13 protein-coding genes and 2 pseudogenes are annotated in these 18,694 nt (G+C 68.9%); 10 read left to right on the forward strand and 5 right to left on the reverse strand.

Going from position 1 to position 18,694, the window contains the following annotated elements:
- Positions 1 to 205 precede the first annotated feature (205 nt).
- The gene (gene sbnA / locus ACWEK3_RS39710; RefSeq protein ID WP_453251987.1) at positions 206 to 1,192 is read right to left on the reverse strand and encodes a 2,3-diaminopropionate biosynthesis protein SbnA; all 987 of its coding nucleotides are present in this window, start codon (positions 1,190 to 1,192) and stop codon (positions 206 to 208) included.
- Positions 1,193 to 1,888: 696 nt separating this feature from the next.
- On the opposite strand from sbnA, the gene ACWEK3_RS39715 reads away from it, so the two are divergent.
- The 6 genes from ACWEK3_RS39715 to ACWEK3_RS39740 all read left to right on the forward strand — a co-directional run bounded on the left by ACWEK3_RS39715 (position 1,889) and on the right by ACWEK3_RS39740 (position 10,905).
- Positions 1,889 to 4,519 (forward strand): Pls/PosA family non-ribosomal peptide synthetase, encoded by a 2,631-nt coding sequence (locus tag ACWEK3_RS39715; protein ID WP_453251988.1) that lies wholly within the window; start codon positions 1,889 to 1,891, stop codon positions 4,517 to 4,519.
- 37 nt (positions 4,520 to 4,556) lie between these two features.
- Positions 4,557 to 7,070 (forward strand): non-ribosomal peptide synthetase, encoded by a 2,514-nt coding sequence (locus ACWEK3_RS39720; RefSeq protein ID WP_453251989.1) that lies wholly within the window; start codon positions 4,557 to 4,559, stop codon positions 7,068 to 7,070.
- Between the two features lie 23 nt (positions 7,071 to 7,093).
- Positions 7,094 to 8,101, forward strand: coding sequence for a TauD/TfdA family dioxygenase (locus ACWEK3_RS39725; RefSeq protein WP_453251990.1), 1,008 nt, complete (start codon positions 7,094 to 7,096; stop codon positions 8,099 to 8,101).
- The gene (gene sbnB, locus ACWEK3_RS39730; protein ID WP_450545352.1) at positions 8,098 to 9,168 is read left to right on the forward strand and encodes a 2,3-diaminopropionate biosynthesis protein SbnB; all 1,071 of its coding nucleotides are present in this window, start codon (positions 8,098 to 8,100) and stop codon (positions 9,166 to 9,168) included. Before ACWEK3_RS39725 ends, sbnB begins: the two co-directional genes overlap by 4 nt.
- A 153-nt stretch (positions 9,169 to 9,321) precedes the next feature.
- A complete protein-coding gene (locus tag ACWEK3_RS39735; protein WP_453251991.1) occupies positions 9,322 to 9,528 on the forward strand; it encodes a helix-turn-helix domain-containing protein in 207 nt (68 codons plus the stop codon).
- Between the two features lie 501 nt (positions 9,529 to 10,029).
- On the forward strand, positions 10,030 to 10,905 hold the full coding sequence (locus ACWEK3_RS39740) for a transposase (protein WP_453251992.1): 876 nt from the start codon (positions 10,030 to 10,032) through the stop codon (positions 10,903 to 10,905).
- 61 nt (positions 10,906 to 10,966) lie between these two features.
- Here the strand turns inward: ACWEK3_RS39740 and ACWEK3_RS39745 are convergent, their stop codons facing one another.
- The 3 genes from ACWEK3_RS39745 to ACWEK3_RS39755 all read right to left on the reverse strand — a co-directional run bounded on the left by ACWEK3_RS39745 (position 10,967) and on the right by ACWEK3_RS39755 (position 13,851).
- Positions 10,967 to 11,365, reverse strand: coding sequence for an LppP/LprE family lipoprotein (locus ACWEK3_RS39745; protein ID WP_453251993.1), 399 nt, complete (start codon positions 11,363 to 11,365; stop codon positions 10,967 to 10,969).
- Between the two features lie 526 nt (positions 11,366 to 11,891).
- Positions 11,892 to 13,160 (reverse strand): FAD-dependent monooxygenase, encoded by a 1,269-nt coding sequence (locus tag ACWEK3_RS39750; RefSeq protein WP_453251994.1) that lies wholly within the window; start codon positions 13,158 to 13,160, stop codon positions 11,892 to 11,894.
- A 424-nt stretch (positions 13,161 to 13,584) separates the two neighbouring features.
- Positions 13,585 to 13,851 carry a hypothetical protein gene (locus tag ACWEK3_RS39755; protein ID WP_453251995.1) on the reverse strand — a complete coding sequence of 89 codons (267 nt, stop codon included), beginning with the start codon at positions 13,849 to 13,851 and terminating at the stop codon, positions 13,585 to 13,587.
- A gap of 267 nt (positions 13,852 to 14,118) precedes the next feature.
- On the opposite strand from ACWEK3_RS39755, the pseudogene ACWEK3_RS39760 reads away from it, so the two are divergent.
- Together ACWEK3_RS39760 and ACWEK3_RS39765 are read left to right on the forward strand one after the other, a co-directional pair.
- Positions 14,119 to 14,403 (forward strand): annotated as a pseudogene (locus ACWEK3_RS39760) (hypothetical protein); the annotation flags it as partial.
- A gap of 48 nt (positions 14,404 to 14,451) precedes the next feature.
- Positions 14,452 to 14,574, forward strand: coding sequence for a hypothetical protein (locus ACWEK3_RS39765; protein WP_450547692.1), 123 nt, complete (start codon positions 14,452 to 14,454; stop codon positions 14,572 to 14,574).
- Positions 14,575 to 14,644: 70 nt separating this feature from the next.
- Here the strand turns inward: ACWEK3_RS39765 and ACWEK3_RS39770 are convergent, their stop codons facing one another.
- On the reverse strand, positions 14,645 to 14,788 hold the full coding sequence (locus tag ACWEK3_RS39770; RefSeq protein ID WP_450547691.1) for a transposase: 144 nt from the start codon (positions 14,786 to 14,788) through the stop codon (positions 14,645 to 14,647).
- A 301-nt stretch (positions 14,789 to 15,089) separates the two neighbouring features.
- Between ACWEK3_RS39770 and ACWEK3_RS39775 the strand changes: the two genes are divergently transcribed.
- Both ACWEK3_RS39775 and ACWEK3_RS39780 read left to right on the forward strand, forming a co-directional pair.
- A complete protein-coding gene (locus tag ACWEK3_RS39775) occupies positions 15,090 to 17,219 on the forward strand; it encodes an ArnT family glycosyltransferase (protein ID WP_453251996.1) in 2,130 nt (709 codons plus the stop codon).
- Positions 17,220 to 17,412: 193 nt separating this feature from the next.
- Positions 17,413 to 17,917, forward strand: a pseudogene (locus ACWEK3_RS39780) (transposase); the annotation flags it as partial.
- Positions 17,918 to 18,694: the final 777 nt, after the last annotated feature.

Below are 18,694 nucleotides of genomic sequence, written 5' to 3' on the forward strand. Positions count from 1 at the left end.
GGGGCCCTGTCTTCATGCGCGCACAACGGGAAGATCACCCCGTCGGGAAACCTGTTCGACCCGCACGTTCCATGATCGGTTGAGATACGGCTTCTTACGCCCAGACGGCTTCGAAGGCGAGCAGTTGGCAATCCCACTCCGCGCATGGCCTGGGTGGATGGCGGCTACCGCCGGCCGTCGGACACGCGGTGGTCCTGGGTTGGGGTCAGGCTGCCTGGGGTGTGGTGGTGGGTGGCTGGGGGGTGAGGATGTTGTCGCCGCACAGGTTCTGTATCCAGGTGGGTTGGTAGATGGTTTCCAGGTAGCGTTCGCCAAGGTCGGGGGCGATGGCCGCGGCGGTCAGTTCCCGTTCTTCGTGTCGGGCGAGCCAGGTCATTGCGCCGCTGACGACGGTTCCGGTGGAGCCTCCGAAGAGGAATCCGTGCCTGGCCAGTTGGTGGCAGGCGTGGATGGTGTCGGTTTCTTCGACGTGTACGACGTCGTCGATGTAGGAGTCGTCGAGCAGTGGGGGGCGGATGCTGGTGCCCAGTCCGGGGATCATGCGGTGGCCGGGGGTGCCTCCGAAGGTGACTGAGCCGGTGGTGTCGATGGCTACGACGTGTACGGGGCGGTGCCAGGTGCGGAAGTAGCGTGCGCAGCCCATCAGGGTTCCGGTGGTGCCGGCCCCGATGAACAGTACGTCCAGGTCGGGGAATTGCCGGGCGATGGCGGGGGCGGTGTGTTGGTAGTGGGCCGTGCTGTTGCTGGGGTTGACGTACTGGTTGAGCCACACGTAGCGCTTGTCGCGGGCGCACAGTGCCTGGACGTGTTCGATGCGTGCGCCGAGGAGCCCGCCGGCGGGGTCGGGTTCGGTGATGACGTGGACCTGGCTGCCCAGGGCCTCCATCATCTTCCTGGTCGCCGGGTTGCAGCGGGAGTCGGTCACGCACACGAACCGGTATCCCTTGTTGGCCGCGATCATGCTCAGGGCCACGCCGAGGTTGCCCGAGGACGATTCGACCAGGACCGAGTCGGGTGTCAGCAGTCCGTCGCGTTCGGCGGTCTCGACCATTTCGAGGGCGGCCTTGAGTTTGATCGAGCCGGCGAAATTGAATCCTTCGCACTTGAGGAACAGCGGGTACTCGAAGATTTTTTCAAGGTCGACGTAGAGATCGTCTTCGTTGAAGGCCTGGGGGGCGGATATGACGGGCATGTCGTCTCCTCGCGGCTGCAGGGGGTCTTCCTGTAGCCGGTCTGTCGTGGTGCCGTACGGGGGGAAATTCGGTGGCGAGTGGTGACTCGCCGGAATGTCTCCAGTGCGCCTGAATCGGGGCAGCGGTGTCATGCCACCGAAATTCGGGGCTTGACACGCGTCCTGTGCGCGCATATACGGCGCGGCGGGGTCCGGTTGTTGCGGGGCGGCGGGATCGATGGCCGCTTTCCAGGCCCGGTCGTCTTCGGTTGGCGTTCTGTGTCCTGCCCGGCAGTTCCCGCTTGTGAAGCGCTGTGCGGGGCGGTGGTATGCGATGCGGTTGCGGGGCGATTCGCCCGTGGGCCCGGTCGCCATCGGTTGGCGCCCTGTGGCCTGCCCGGCAGTCCCCGCCCGTAAGGCGTCGTACGGGACGGTGGCGTGCGATGCAATGGCCGGGCGGTCCACCCGTGGATTGACCGGGTGCCGTGCCGTGCCGTGCCGTGCCGTGCCGTGCGACGCGGTCGCGGGCGGCGCGACGTTCGCGGAGGCCAAGGGGCCGCAGTGCGGCGAGCATAAAGCGGCTCATTGTCAATACCGGACTTCGAATGTCAAGTCCCGACATTCAGGGGCAGGACAGGAACTCTCCGGGCGGGCCTACTGAAGGGGCCGGGTGTCACGAATCCGTACACACCGGGGAAACATCCTCGAGGAGTTCTCGTGCTAGACAAAATGGCGGACGCAATTGCGGCCGATCCGGCTGACAACTCGGCCTTCCGGGACGACGGGGCGGCCGGCACGGAGAGGCGTCTGGCCCAGGTGCTGGCCGGCGTCGTAGGTGTGGGGGAGGTGCCGCCGCACAGTCACTTCTTCAACGACCTGGGCGCGGATTCCCTGGTGATGGCGCGGTTTTGTGCGCGGGTGAGGAAGCGGGAGGATCTGCCGGCGGTGTCGATGAAGGACATCTACCGGTATCCCACCATCCGGAGCCTGGCCGTCGCGCTCTGTGGCGCCGCGCCTGCTCCCGTCCCGTCCCCGTACCCGCTCGTAAAGGCGCCGGCACCGGCGCCCACACCGGTCACGCCCGCCCCGGCCGGTGGAAGGGCCCCGGCCGGTGGAAGGGCTCGGGCCGGTGGAAGGGCTCGGTCCGGCACGGTGCGGTACGTCTCCTGCGGAATGCTGCAGGCCCTGTTCTTTTTGGGCTATTGCCTGCTTTCCGCGTTCGCCGCCGCCGCAGGCTACGCGTGGATCTGTGCGGGCTCGGGTCTGTTCGACCTCTACCTGCGGTCGGTTCTGTGTGCCGGTGGGGGTTTCCTGGGGCTGTGTGCCTTCCCGGTCGTGGCGAAATGGGCACTCATCGGCCGCTGGCGGGCAGGCGAGTTCCCCGTGTGGGGCATGGAGTATCTGCGTTTCTGGGTCGTCAAGACCTTGATCCGTACAAGTCCCCTGCGGCTGTTTGTCGGCTCACCGCTGTACGTGCTCTACCTCAGGGCGCTCGGCGCGCGGATCGGCACCGGGGTCACGATCCTCACCCGCACGAGCCCGGTCTGTGCCGACCTGCTCACCGTTGGTGACGGTACGGTCATCCGTAAGGATGTGCTGCTGTCCTGCTACCGGGCGCACGGCGGGCTGATCCAGACCGGCCGGGTCACGCTCGGCAGGAATGTGCTGATCAGCGAGCACACGGTCCTCGACATCGGAACCGAGATGGGCGACGGCGCCCAGCTGGGCCATGCCTCCTGCCTGCACGGCGGCCAGGTGGTGCCCGCCGGCGAACGCTGGCACGGCTCGCCGGCGCAGCCGGCCGGCGTGGACTACAAGAGGGTCGGCCCGGCCGGCTGCCCCACCCGCAAGAGGGCCGCATACGGTGTTCTGCAACTGCTGAGTCTGCTCGTGGTGTGGCTGCCGCTGACGATGGGCGGCGCGAGCGCCCTGCTGGCCGGCGTCCCGCTGCTTCACCCGCTGGTGAACCCCCGGCCGGTGGCCGGCCCGGCGTTCTTCGCCGATGCCCTGATCATCTCCTTGACACTGTTCTGCGGCTCGGCACTGGCCGGCCTCCTGGTCCTGGGCATTGTGCCGCGTGTCCTCAACGGGGCCATCAAGCCCGGCAAGGTCTATCCGTTGTACGGCTTCCACTACGGCATCCAGCGGGTGATCGCGCTGATGACCAACAGGAAGTTCTTCACCACGCTCTTCGGCGACAGCTCCGGCATCGTCCACTACCTGCGCTACCTCGGATACGACCTGTCCCGCATCGAGCAGACCGGGTCGAACTTCGGCACCGAGGTACAGCACGACAACCCGTACCTGAGCTCTGTCGGCACCGGCACCATGATCGCCGACGGTCTGTCCCTCATGAACGCCGACTTCTCCAGCACGTCCTTTTGCGTGTCCCGCACATCGATCGGGCCCCACAACTTCCTCGGGAACCGCGTCGCCTACCCCTCACAGGGCAAGACCGGTGACAACTGCCTGCTCGCCACGAAAGTGATGGTCCCCATCGATGGCCCGGTGCGTGAAGGCGTGGGCCTGCTGGGCTCACCCAGCTTCGAGATACCGCGCACCGTGCTGCGGGACAACAGGTTCAGCCATCTGCAGAGGGGCGATGAGCTGCGCCGCCGCCTGGCCGCCAAGAACAGGCACAATGCCGCAACCGCCGGCCTGTACCTGCTGGCGAGGTGGAGCCACCTCTTCGTGATCACCCTGGTCACCATGGGCGCGGCCAGCCTCTATCCCTGGCTCGGTGCAGCGGCGATCGCCCTGGCCACCGTCCTCACCTTCGCGTACACCGTCGTCCACTTCGCGCTGATCGAACGGGCTTCCACCGGCTTCACGGCGCAGCGGCCGCTGTACTGCTCGATCTACGAGCCCGGCTTCTGGCACCACGAACGGTTTTGGAAGATGGCGTCGGTCGACTACCTCCAGGTCTTCAACGGCACCCCCTTCAAGAACGTCATCTGGCGGCTTTTGGGGGCCCGGATCGGCAAACGGGTCTTCGACGACGGCTGCTTCCTCCCGGAGCGCACCCTCGTCACCATCGGCGACGACAGCACGCTGAACGCCGGGACCGTGATCCAGTGCCACTCGCAGGAGGACGGCGCCTTCAAGTCCGAGCGCAGCGCCCTCGGCAGCGGTTGCACCCTCGGGGTCGGCGCCTTCGTCCACTACGGCGTGACGATCGGCGACGGTGCCGTGCTTGCCCCTGACTCCTTCCTCATGAAGGGCGAGGAAATCCCCCCGCACGCCCAGTGGGCGGGCAACCCGGCCCAGGACATGCCGGGAGGCGAAATCCCCCTTGAGGACCGCCCGGGAGCCGGCGCCGCTCACACCGCCCGAGCCCCTGGCAACTGACACCGCGACACCCGCCACAAGGACAGGAAACGAACCGATGGCAACACACCCCAACCCCACCCGAAACGGCCTGGAGTACTGGCGCGGCGTACTGACAAGGGGCGGATTCACCCCCGTCCCACGCTGGACCCTTTATCCGGTGCCCGGCGTGAGCCAGTACGATACACACGTCCCCGAAGGCATCGTCACCGGGCTGTGCCGGCTGGCCGACGAACTGGCGATACCGCTGGACTCGCTTGTGCTGGCGGCGCACGCCAAGGTGCTCGCGGCGCTGTCCGCCGAGCAGCAGATCACCACCGGCTACGTCACCCACGCCGGCAACCTGCTGCCCTGCCGGCTCACCACCGCACCCGCCTCATGGAAGCAACTGCTGCACACCACCCACCAGGCGGCCGCTGAACTGCTGACGCACCAGGATGTTCCGGCCTTCGACATCGACCATCTCCAGCGCGAACTGGGCCTGACCGGGCCGCTGTTCGAGACCGTTCTCGATCCCACCACGACCGACGGGGACCTCACCGGGGACACGGCGCTGCGGGTGGGCATCCGGCCCCACAACGGCCGGCTCGTGCTGCGACTGCGTTACCGCACCGACACCCTCGACGCCGGCAGCGCCGCCCGCATCGCCGGCTATCACGTGAGGGCGCTTGCGCTGATCACCGCCGACCCCGACGCGGAACACGCGCGCCAGAGCCTGCTGTCCGATGAGGAACTGCGCTTCCAGCTCGATGAACTGGCCGGACCGAAAAGGCAGTTGCCGAGCGCGAGGGTGCATGAACTGTTCGAGGACCGGGTGCGGATGCACCCGGATGCCATCGCCGCCGTTCACGCCGGCCGGCAGTGGACCTATGCGGAACTCAACGCCCGGGCAAACCGGCTGGCCCGCGCCCTCGCAGGCCGCCAGCTCGCCCCCGAGGACGCCGTCGCGGTGGTGACCGGACGTAACCTGGACTGGCTCGCCGCCGTCCTCGCGGTCTTCAAATCCGGAGGCGCCTACCTCCCCATCGAGCCGCACTTCCCGGCCGAACGCATCGCTGCCATCCTCTCCCGCGCCGGCTGCACCCTGGTGCTGACCGAACCCGGCAGCACCACCACCCTCGACCAGGCACTCGAGTCCCGGCCCGGCACCGAGAGGCTCTTCGTCGAGGCGGCCTGCGAAGAAACCCACGCAGACGACGATCCCGGCATCCACGTCACGCCCGGCCAACTGGCATACATCTACTTCACCTCCGGCTCGACCGGTGAGCCGAAAGGCGCCATGTGCGAACACGCCGGCCTGCTCAACCACCTCTACGCCAAGATCGACGACCTCCGCATCGGCGAGGGGCAGGTGGTCGCCCAGACCGCGCCGCAGTGCTTCGACATCTCCCTGTGGCAGCTGCTGTGCGCCCTGCTGACCGGTGGGCGAACCCTGCTGGTTGAACAGGACGCCGTCCTCGACGTCTCCCGATTCCTCGACACCGTCACCGACGGCAGGGCCACCGTCGTGCAGCTCGTGCCCTCCTACCTGGAAGCCGTCCTGACCGAGCTCGAACAGCGCCCCCGGGCGCTGCCCGACCTGCGGTACCTGTCGGTCACAGGGGAGGCACTGAAGAAGGAGACCGCCGAGCGCTGGTTCACCGCTCAGCCCAACATCGCGCTGGTCAACGCCTACGGGCTCACCGAGACCTCGGACGACACCAATCACGACGTCATGCACCGGGCACCGGAACGCATCCTGCTCGGCCGCCCGGTCAACAACGTGCATATCTACGTCGTTGACGAACACCTCGCACCCGTGCCACTGGGCGCCCCGGGCGTGATCGCGTTCTCCGGGGTCTGTGTCGGCCGTGGATACATCAATGATCCCGAACGCACACGAGCGGCCTACCTGGCCGATCCGCAACGCGCCGGCACACGGCTCTATCTCGGCGGCGACTACGGGCGCTGGCATCCTTCGGGGAAACTGGAGTTCCTCGGCCGCCGCGACGCCCAGGTCAAGATCCGCGGGTTCCGGATCGAGATCGGCGAGATCGAGAACGGGCTCCTCTGTCTCCCCGGCATCCGCGACGGCGCCGTGGTGGTGGCCGAACGCGCCGATCAGAGCAAACATCTGGTCGCCTTCTACTGCGCCGTCAAGCCCGTCGACCCCAAGACCCTCAACGACCTGCTGGCCGCCTCCCTGCCCACCTACATGATCCCGGCGGCCTTCCACTGGCGCGCGAGCCTGCCGCTGACCGCCAACAGCAAGATCGACAAGAAGGCGCTGACGGCGCTCGCCACTCAACTGGCCACCAGCGAGGACGATCACGAGGCACCGGCCACACCGACCGAGCAGCGGCTGGCGGCCGCCTGGGGACACGTCCTCGGCGTGCCCCCAGACCACATCGGACGCCGCGACCACTTCTTCGACCGCGGCGGCACCTCCCTCTCGGCGGTGAAACTCGCCGTGGCCCTGGGCCGCGCCGTGGCCCCCAAAGACGTCATCGCACACCCGGTCCTCACCGACCTCGCCGCCCTGGTCGACCACCGGCGCGAGCGCCACGCAACCGCGCCAGTGACCTCTGTTTGAACCGCATCGAAAGGAACAGCACCATGCCATACCCGACCCCCGTGTCTCCCCTCCTCACCGTGGAAGTGAATCCCGGCAAACCCCCGATCCTGCACGTGGACACCGCTGATGACGCACCCGCCTGGGCAGCGGAACACCACCGCGCACTGCGCACCCTGGTCACCGAACACGGCGCGCTCCTCATCCGCGGCCTGCGCCTGCGCGACGCGGAGCAGGCCGGCGACGCCCTCCACCGCCTGGCCCCGGCCCTGATGACCGACAAGGAATCCTTCGCCCCCCGCCGGACCTACACCCCGGGCGTGTACTCCTCCTCCGCATGGCCGCCGAACCAGCCGATGTGCATGCACCACGAACTCAGCTACACACTCCAGCCCCCCGGCCTCATGCTGTTCGCGTGCCTGAGCGCACCCACGACCGGCGGAGCCACCGCCATCGCCGACGCCGCCACCGTCCTTCAGGCACTGCCCACCGATCTCGTCCACCGCTTCGAACAAGAAGGCTGGCTCCTCTCCCGCACCTACAACGACGAGATCGGCGCCCCCTACAGCGAGGCCTTCGGCACCGACGACCGCAGGGCCATCGAGGACTACTGCCGCACAGCCGGTATCGAATTCGACTGGCAACCCGACGGCAGCCTGCGCACCCGCCAGCGCCGCCCCGCCGTGACGGCCCACCCGGTCACCGGCCGCCGCTGCTGGTTCAACCAGATCGCCTTCCTCAACGAATGGACGATCGACCCCGAGATCCGCGACTACCTCATCGACGTCCACGGCGCCGACTCGCTGCCGTTCAACACCCGCTTCGGGGGCGGCGACACCATCGGCCCGGACATCATCCAGCTCCTCAACGACACCTACGCCGCCCACACCGCCCGCGAACCGTGGCAGGCCGGCGACCTCATGCTCCTCGACAACGTGCGCACCGCACACAGCAGGGAGGCCTTCCAAGGACCACGCGAGGTGCTTGTCGCCATGGCCGAGCCGCTGAGCCCGCTCCCATGCCCGCCGACCGGCGAGATGAACACCCCATGACCACCGTCCCCTCCACGGCAATGGAGCCCGTCATGTCCCAGCCGCACACCGTGCCCCCGTTCGCAGTGATCTCCGGCGCCCAGGTCCAGCACGCCCTGCAGGGCAGGGAAGCGCAGATCGTGGACCTCATCGAGGCCACCTACCGGCTGCACGCCGCGGGGGAGTCGGTCAATCCTCCCTCCTACTTCCTGCGCTTCCCGGACCGGCCCACCTCCCGGATCATCGCGCTGCCCGCCTCGATCGGCGGACAGGCGCAGGTCGACGGCCTCAAATGGATCTCCAGCTTCCCCGGCAACGTCCAGGCCGGCATCCCCAGGGCGTCCGCCGTCCTGATCCTCAACGATCACGACACCGGCTACCCCTTCGCCTGTCTGGAAAGCTCCATCATCAGCGCCACCCGGACCGCCGCATCCGCGGCACTGGCCGCCGACCGCCTCACCCGCAACCGGCAACGCCCCACCCGCATCGGGTTCTTCGGTACGGGCCTGATCGCCCGCTACATCCACACCTTCCTGACCGCCGTGGGCTGGTCCTTCGACGAGATCGGCGCCTACGACCTGTCCCACCGCAGCGCAGCCGGATTCCGCGACCACCTCCAACAGACCGACACCGCCGCACGGATCACCGCGCATGGCAGCCCCGAGGACCTCGTCCGCTCCAGCGACCTCGTCGTGTTCGCCACCGTCGCGGGCGAGCCACACGTCAGCGACCCGGCCTGGTTCCACCACAACCCACTGGTTCTGCACGTGTCCCTGCGCGACCTGGCGCCGGAGATCATCCTCGCCTCGACCAACATCGTCGACGACGTCGAACACTGCCTCAAAGCCGACACCTCCCCGCACCTGGCCGAACAGCTCATCGGCAACCGCAGCTTCCTGCACGGCACACTCGCCGACGTCATGAGCGGACGAGTAACACCCCCCACCGGCCGGCCCGTGGTCTTCTCACCGTTCGGCCTCGGAGTACTCGACCTCGCCGTCGGCAAATACGTCTACGACCAGACGGCCCGCTCCGGAGAGCTCAACGTGATCGAGGACTTCTTCCACGACCTGAGCCGGCACGGATGACCGGTGACCTTGCGCGCAAGCCCCGTCCCTTCAGGACGGGGTCAGCGCATCCTCGAAGCGCGCCCGGTCGTCAGGCCGGGCGTTTCTGCTGTTCGATGTACTGCTGGATGATCGACTGTTTGTAGTCGTAGGCCAAACGCTACGATCACGGCTGTGCAGCTGAGGTACAACCTCCGCGTGTACCCCGGGCCCGGTCAGCGCGCCGCGCTGGCGAGGGCGTTCGGGTGCGCTCGTGTGGTCTTCAACGACGGGCTGCGTGCCCGGCAGGAAGCCCACGCGGCCCGGCTGCCGTACGTCAAGGACACCGACCTGCAAAAGCAGGTCATCACCGCTGCCAAGCGCACCGATGAGCGGGCGTGACTGGGTGAGGTGTCCTCCGTGGTGCTGGTGCAGCCGCTGTGGGATCTGCACACCGCGTACCGGAACTTCTTCGCCTCGGTCACTGGCAAGCGCAAGGGCCCCAAGGCCGCCCCGCCCCGGTTCAAGTCCCGCAAGGACTCAAGGCAGTCGATCCGGCTCACCGCGAACGGGTTCAGCCCTCCGGTCGAACGGGCGCCTGTATGTGGCCAGGGTCGGCGAGTTGCGGGTGAGGTGGTCGCGCACGCTGCCGTCCACCCCGACGTCCGTCACGGTCACGATGGATGCCGTCGGCCGGTACTGGGCCTCGTTTGTCGTGGACACCAACCCGGACATCCTCGCGACAACGTCCGCACCGAGTGGGCCGAGCAGGTCGGTCGAGACGGCTTCACCATCTTGGAGGCAGTCTTCGCGTCCGGCGAGCCGGGCTGGCTTCGGGAGATCCCTGCTGTTCAGGTTCTGCGCCGGGCGTGGGTGGAGCAGTACCACCGCGAGGGTGAGGGGGTGCGCTGGCGGGAGGCAAAGGACCTCCCGCCGGCCAGACGCCGGCTGTCCTCGCCTTACGACCTCGATGCCCGCTACGGACTGAAACGGGGTTCGGGCCGGTGCGGCTACAAGACCCATCTGAGCGAGGTCTGCGATCAGGACACCTTGCACGTGATTACCCATGTGGCCACCACGGACGCGACCGTCGGCGATACCGAGGTGACCGAGATGGTCCATCAGGGTCTGGCTGCACGGGAGTTACTACCTGATGAGCACGCCGTGGATGCCGGCTATGTCACCGCCGCGCATATTGTCACCGCCCGTGACGAGCACCGGATCGACCTGCTTGGGCCTGTCGGCCTGGACACGGTCCATGAACGCCACGAGGGTGAACACCTCGCCCAGAGCTCCTTCACCGTCGACTGGGACACGAGGAAGGTCACCTGTCCCCAGGGAGCGGTCAGCGCAAGCTGGTCCGACCAGCGCAAAGCCGGCGGCACTCCGATCAGCCGAGTGCACTTCGCGCTGCAGGACTGCGATCCGTGCCCGCTGCGTTCCCGGTGCACCACGGCCGCGAACGGCAAGTGGGGCCGCACCCTGACCCTGCTGCCCCGCGAGCAGCAGCACGTCCTCTGGCAGCGTCGACACGAGCAGCAGACCAAGGAATGGAAGGCCCGTTACGACGTCCGGGCAGGCGTCGAGGGCACCATCTCCCAAGCGGTCCGTCGCACCGAGATCCGCCGCACCCGCTACACCGGCCTGGCCAAGACACACCTTGGCAACGTGCTGGCCGCCACCGCGATCAACCTCATCCGCCTGGACGCCTGGCTCATCGGCACACCACTGGGGAAGACCCGCGCATCGCACCTCGCCACGCTCGACCTGGCGGCCTGATCACCCAGCCTGGTTTGCGGATTCCCCAACGGAGTCCTTCAGGCGGGGAGGATGTCAACGTTCAGGTAGCCTCCAGTCTCACCGCCGCTTCCTCTCCGCGTTTTGGCGGCATCCCTGAGGGGGTGAAGCCGTGCCCATTCCACCGGTGTTCGATCGTGACCGCGGGCAGGGAGGGACAGCACAATCCATCATCGGGCCCGTAATGGGCGTAGGTGACTCGGACGGTACCCGGTTTTCCGGGAGTGATGGTTTGAATGGCCAGGCTTTCGCTGCTGCTGTCCCAGCCGACAAACGTCGTGCCGTGCCAGAAAAATACCAGTTGCCCGTACCCGTCTACGCTCGGAGAACGGGTGCCGATCACCGCGGTCAGATAACCGCCGGACCCGTCCGCTACCGTGACCGGGGCGCTGGACGGCGCGAAATGTTCCGAGGGGTCACCTGTCTCGACGGTCGTGGCCATCACCCGCGCGATCGCGCCGGGACTGGGCACGTCGGCCCGGGAGGAGCCAGGCAGCGCCCCGATCGTCGCAACGCTCGGACCGGGCCGGGACCCTACGGAGGGGGCAAGCCCCCCGGAGGGGGGCGCGGCTAGTGCCGTTGCGGGGGCCAGGGTCAAGACGACGGCGGTGGCAGCGAGGGCGGTGTACAAGGACCGGGAACGGCGTGCCGGCCTGGGCTGTCCCGGTGGCAAGCCCTGGGCAGGTGCGGCCGCCGCGGGCACCGGGTGATGTGTGCATGGGTGAGTGCTCATGGGTTTTTTCTTTCCGGGGTGCAGGGTTTTCGGCCCGGCACACGGGTTGGTGAATTTTCGTCGTGTGCCGGGGCGGCCGCATCGCGAGAGATGAGGAAAAGCACTGCGGTGCGGTTCGTGTCCGTCGGGGTTCTGCATCGAGTCGGCCCGGCCGAAAAATCACCAGGGGGAATGAGGAATCACGGCTCGGCAAGTTCGGTGGTCCAGGTTGCCGGGGCTGCCCTGTCCGGTGCCGTCACTGCTGGTGCCCCGCCGGTGCCGCCGGTGCCGCTAGGGCCGCCGTGGTCGTGGCCCTCCTGGTGGCGCTGCCCGTGCCGAGGGTCGTCTCCCCGCGCCGCAGCGCCAGATACCTCCGCAGGCCCCTGCCGGCTTCCCGTCGTACCCGGCGCAGCACCGGGACCTGGGTGGCCCTGTGCAGCTGGTAGTGCCACGGCGCCTGGGACCCCTGCCGTACCGACATCGCGTAGGCGAAGTCCACCAGATCCTGCTCAAGGTGATGGTCGAGATGCTCGAACCAGGCCATGCTCGTGCGGGCCGCGGCCTGCACGGGATGGAGCGCGGCCCGGCGGCGCTTGTCGTAGGTCTGCAAAGCGGCAGGCAGCTCTGCCTCCGTATACAGGCTGTGCGCGAGTTCGATCGCATCCAGCAGCGCCAGCCGGGTGCCCGAGCCCAGGGTGTAGTGGGTGGTGTGGGCGGCATCCCCCAGCAGCACCACGTTGTCGTGGCACCAGGTGGCGTTGCGTACCTCGGTGAAGTGCTGCCAGCGTGCCGGTTCCCCCCGGGACTGGCCAAGCAGCGCGTGACCGTCCAGAGCGGAGGCGAAGATCTGTTCCAACAACCGCACACCGTCGGCGGTGTCGAGCGTATCGAGCCCCAGCCCCCGCCAGGTCTCTGGGGCGCACTCGACGACGCAGGTGCTGATTTCCGCGCTCGAGGGGTAGGCGTAAAACCAGATCCACCCGGCCGGGGTCGGTTCGAAGGCGAAGGTGAAGCGGGGGAACACCTTGTCGGTGCCCAGCCATATGTAGGGGTTGCGGCCGACTTCCAGGCGGGTGCCGAAGTGGTCGCCGTGCAACTGGCGCACCCGGCTGTTGGCCCCGTCGCAGGCGACGATCAAGTCGGCGTCGGCGAGCGCGGCCAGGTCGTCGACCTTGCGGTGGTGCTGGACATCCACCCCCAGCTCGGTCGCGCGTCGGGTGAGGATGTCGAGCAGGGCGGCGCGGGCGATGCTGTAGCCGTACCGGCCCAGATACGCGGTCTGTTCCCCGCGGCGGACCTCCTGGTCTTGCCACAGGGCCGAGGCCGCACGCACTGCCTGGGCGCTGTCGGGGTCGTTGCGGTAGAGGTGGTCGAGCAGGTCGTCCCCATACCCCACGCCCCAGCCGTAGGTGGCCCCCGGCGGGTCGCGTTCGATGACGGTGATGTCATGGCCGGCATCGCGGCGCTTGGCCGCGATCGCGAAGTACAACGCGCCCGGTCCACCGCCGACGCACACGGTCTTCATGGCGTGTCCCGTTTCGGCTGCACGGCCGGGCGGCCGCATCGCGGCTGCGGCACCCTGGTGCGCGGTCGGTGTCGGGTTGGGGCCGCTCAGCGGCGGAAGGGCGGTCCCGGCAGGCGTCCCCTGCCGGTCGGGTCCCTGGAGTAGTGGTCGCATGGGTTCCTCTTCCCTGGGTTGAGTCTCTGGGTTGACTCGGTGGGCTGGGTCTTGGCGCCCGTGGGCCGGTGCGCGCCCGAGGGCACAGAAGGGGCTGGGCCCGTGCCCGGCACCGGGCGCGCGGGTGCGGCGATCTCACACCTGAGGTGTGTCTGCCGCACCCACGCCCGGGCCCTGGTGATCTGACCGGGGGCTCCTCGTGGCCGGTCAGGCGCCGCCTCGGGGTGCCGCGGGAGTCAGGGCAGCGTCGGTGCCGCCTGCCCCGGGTCGGCTACCCCCAGCCACCCCAGCCACCCCAGCCACCCCAGCCTCCATGGTGACCCCAGCCTCCATCGTGACCCCAGCCACCCCAGCCTCCGTGGTGACCCCAACAGTCGCTGTCGTCGCCCCAGCCGCCCCAACTGCTGACGCTTGCCACGGTGGTGGCGTGCGTCGTGGCGGGTGCGGCCTGGGCGGCGGCGCCGCCGCCCAGGAGCGCCCCTGCGGCGGCTACGGTGATGGCCGCGACCTTGGCGATCCTCTTACGCGTTCGAAACATGACGTGTCCTTCTTTCGGTGGATGAGCCTCGCTCCGGATCGGTGAGGTCGTGTTTCGAGTAAGCCCGAACGGGCCATGCGTCGTCACGCCACTGAATACCGTGACTTGACACCCGCGAGTGATCTTGATATGAGTCCGCGTCCCGCCCAGGCCGGCCCGGTGCCCAGCCCCGTGACAGCCCTGCCGCCCCTGGGACGGGCCCCTTGAGGCGCCGGCCCCGTAGACCAGCCGGACGGTCACCGCGACCCCGCCCTCCGCACCGGCGACTTCGCGGTCTACCACTACCTGTATGCGGCCAGACCGAAGCTCGTGAAGCGGATCATGAACCTGGTGCTCGCGGGCGTGGCCCTGGCGATCTCCAGCTTCTGGTGGACGGCGGCCGCGTCCACTGGTGCCGCCTCGGAACTGCCGTACATCGGCGGCTCCACGGACGGCACCGCCTGAGACCTGATCACGGGCTACAACGGCCTCGGCCGGGTCTTCGGCGGCAAGGGCAACGGCGGAGGCCGCGGCTTCTCCGGCGGCCAGCAGGGCAATGACAAGACGGGCGGTACGCCCCCGAACGGCACCGGCGACAACGGCCGTACCGGCGGCCCGGCGGTGCTCACACAGGCGGCCGCCGTCAGTCTCGCCGTCGGCAAATACGCCTACGACCAGACGGCCCGCTCCGGAGAGCTCAACGTGATCGAGGCCTTCTTCCACGACCTGCGCCGGCACGGGTGACCGGTGACCTTGCGCGCAAGCCCCGTCCCTTCAGGGCGGGGTCACCGCATCCTCGAAGCACGCCCGGCCGTCAGGCCGGGCGTTTCTGCTGTTCGATGGACTGCCGGATGATCGACAGTGGTGCGCCGCCGCACGATGCTGCGAAGTACGACGGGGACCAGAAGTGTCCATGCATGATTGCCTGGTTCACGCGGCCGGTGAAGTCCCAGCGCAGGACGCGCGCTCAGACGCCCTTGAGGCTGTTCACCAGTTTCGGAGCCTTGGCGCCTGGTCCGCCACCGTCAGACGGACCGGATGCCTGTCACCCCCGCCCGCAATGGCCCAGTCATTCCTGCGCCACCTTTGGGCCACGCGCCATTTTGAAAAGAGCAGGCTCTTACCAACGTCCTGTACGTCTCATGCAACACGGCCCCGGGACGCCTACTTCTTCGTAGTCGGATCATTCGGTCGCACGCGCCGCGCAAGGTGGCCGACGCGACGGAGAGAAGACAGCAGGAGTCCAGGAAGGCCCACCTATGCGCAGCGCTCATTCCGAGCAGACCGCGGCACGCGACGCGACGCCGGCGACGAGTACGGCGGCCTCGACCGCCACAGCCCGCCCGTACGACGCAGGGCCGGCTCCCCAGAGCCCGCAGACACCACGACCGCCCTACGAACTCCCGGTGCTGCTGTCCATCGCGGCGACCGCGGCGGTCCTCTACACGTGGGGCATCGACCACAGCGTCTACCACACGTTTTACGCCGCCGCCGTGCGCAGCATGACCGACAACCCGGTGGCGTTCTTCTTCGGCTCGTTCGACCCGGGCAACTCCATCACCCTCGACAAGGAGCCCGGCTTCCTGTGGCCGCAGGCCCTGTCGGCCCTGGTCTTCGGCTTCCACCCCTGGGCGCTGGTCCTGCCCCAGGCGATCGAGGGCGTGGCCTGCGTCCTCCTCCTGCACCTCCTGGTGCGCCGCTGGGCCGGGGTCCCGGCGGGACTGCTGGCCGCGGCGTTCGTGACGTTCACCCCGGTGGCCGTGGGGCTGGGCCGGTCGATCGTGGAGGACGCGCCGTTCGTCCTGCTGCTGCTCCTGGCCGCCGAGGCCACCTGGCGGGCCGTCCAGCGGCCCCGGCTGCGCACTCTGCTCCTGGCCGGCATCTGGGTCGGGGCGGCATTCCAGTGCAAGATGCTGGAGGCCTGGGCGGTACTGCCGGCGTTGGCTGTCACCTATCTGGTGGCTGCTCCCACCACCCTGCGGCGCAGGATCGGCCATGTCGCCGTGGCCGGCGCGGCCGCCGTGGCGGTGTCGGCGTCCTGGGTGGCCGTGGCGACAGCCGTCCCCGCGCAGTCCCGCCCCTACATAGACGGCACCACGAACAACTCGGCCGTGGGTATGGTCGTGGGCTACAACTTCCTGACCCGGTTCACCTCGCTGGGCATGGACGCGGCTCACACGGGCAGCGTCGTCGCCGGCGAGACGGGCCCGGACGCCGCGGCCGCCGACGCCGGCTCGAAACACGGCACCTCCACGCACGACGAGGGCGGCACCGGACACGCCGCACGGCGGGCCGTCCACCACCGGAGCCCGAGCATGGGCAACAGCGTGCTGAAGATGTTCAGTCCGGGACTGGCCACGCAGACGGGCTGGCTATACCCGCTGGCCGCGTGCGACCTCGTGTGGGGCCTCGCCGCCGCGCGCCGCCGCCGTGTCTCCCGCACCGATCCGGCGCTCGCCGGGTCTTTGATGTGGGGCGTGTGGCTGGCCACCTTCTTCGCCGCGTTCAGTTTCGGTAGCGTCACCGGCCACACGTACTACATGGGCGTCGTCGCCGTGGCCCTGGCGGCGCTCAGCGGTAGCGGGCTGGTGCGGGCCTGGAGGGCGTACCGGGCCGGTGGCCGTCGCGCCTGGGCGCTCCCGGCGGTGACCACCGCGAACGTCCTGTGGACCGCGGCTCTGACGCTGCGTTACCCCCGTTTCTTCGGCTGGCTGGCTCCCGCCGCCCTCGCCCTGTGCGCTCTGGCCCTGATACTCGTCGGCGCGGGCCGCGCCGGCGCGGCCCGCCGTCCGCGGATCGCCGTGGCCGGCCTGTCGGCCGCTCTCGCCGCGGTGCTCCTGATACCCGCGGTGTGGTCGGCCTCGGCGCTGTCCCCGCGCTACAACCAGCCCGGCGGCATGGGCAGGGTGGGACCCGCCAGCCGACCGGGGGGCGGCGGACCGAACCGGCTCACGCCGCCGCGCGCACGGCTCCTGGCCTACCTGACGGCGCACCGGGACGGCGCGAAGTACCTCGCGGCCATGCCGGACTGGTCCGATGCCGCGCCTTATGTCATCGGGGCCAACGCGTCGATGCTGCCCATGGGCGGCTTCACCGGACAGGTCCCCTACCCCGCCCCCGACGCACTGCGCCGACTTGTCGACTCCGGCGAACTGCACTACGTCGCCCTCCGACGCACGCACGCGGCGGTGTGGCAGCGGGCAGCCGGTGAGCACGGGGGAAGCACCCGGCACGGCGCGACCGCGCCGAACGCCGGCACGGCCGCGCCCACGACGGCGATCACCCACTGGGTCACCACACACTGCACGCCGGTGCCGCCGGCGGCGTACGGCGGCACGAGCCGCGAACTGCCCCGGCTCTACCAGTGCGACCCGGGAACCGGCCGCTGAGCCCCCATACAGCGACTCGCGCCTGTCCTCGCGCCCGGCTCGGCGCGCGGGCGCGGTCTTTCGAGTAGAGGACCCGGCGGCAAGGCACCCTTTGCCGGGCATCCACAGCAAAAGGGCCGCTCGTCCCGGGAAGGTGAGGTCGCCCTCGGCCGTCGACGGGTTGATGATCTGGACCTGGTCGATGGGGACCTGGAGCCGCACGGGCAAGCTGCCGGACGGCTGGCCCAACGGCATACGGCTGATCGTCCGCAAGGAACGACCGTATCCCGGGGCCCAGTTGAGGATCACGGACAAGGCCGGCATGCGGATCACGTGCTTCGCGACCAACACCCCCTGACCGGCCGATCGCCGAGCTCGAGCTCGGTCACCGGCTGCGGGCCCGGGCGGAGGACCGGATCCGGGCGCCCGGTCCACCGGCCTGCGCAACCTGCCCCTGCGCCACACCGCGCAGAACAAGGTCTGGCTGGAGATCGTCCAGATCGCTCTCGGCCTGCTGGCCTGGATGCCCATGCTCGCCCTGACCGGCAAGGCCCGGCTCTGGGAACCCCGAAGGCTGCGGTTCCGCCTGTTCTCCGCAGCCGCCCAGCTCGTCACCACCGGCCGGCGCCGCATCCTCCGCCTTGCCCGCCACTGGCCCTGGACAAGATGAGATCACCGGCGTCCTCGAACGGCTTGTTCTCCTGCCGAACCCCGGCTGACACGGCAGCTTTCCGTCCCTGCGAGCAGCACCACCCCGCCCGGAGCAGTGGAACCCGGCGCCCACCCGACGTGTCACTCGGGTCCCCGACATGCCCGCCATCAGCCACAGAAAGCGAAACGGTCCACCGACTCCGTCGGCGGACCGTCATGGAAGATCGAGGTCAGCTCGTACGTGGGTGGACAGATGAGGTTGTACGCCGACAACACTCTGCGCAACGGTTTTCAAGACGGACACCGCGCAGTGGGCGACACCTGCCCCAGCCTTGCCTCACACACAGCCCGGCGGGTTCTCGGGGCCCGCGCAGTCCGCGCTCGGCGCTTCCGCCGTGGCCTTCGTTGTCTGAGGCATTGCCTCAGCACTCGTCACGCCCACCGTTCCGGCGAGCAGTGCAGCAACACAGAACGCACCGACGAGGTGTCGGATGCGTTTCCAGGCGCTTGTCACCATGATGATCCCCCTTGACTTGGGGTGGGTTACTCCTGGTTTGTCGGTTTGGTACTACAACTTGGTGCTGCAGCCGGACCACTGTCAACCACTATGTTTTCCCTGGTCGGCCTGGAGGTGGGGAGTGCGGTGGGGCGGGGGCGGTGACCCCGGCGTCGGGCCGCAGCCATGCCCACCCGGCGACCAACAGCCGAAAACCGTCGGCCCACCGCGACCCACTTGACTCCGCCGCCCCAAGTGAAAAGGGGAGGCTAGAACTTGATCACCGACACCGAGGCCGAGCCGGAGTTGGCCGTGTAGGCCCGGCGTCCGTCCTGGGAGACCGCCACCC

This window comes from Streptomyces sp. NPDC004721 (genome assembly GCF_053601495.1).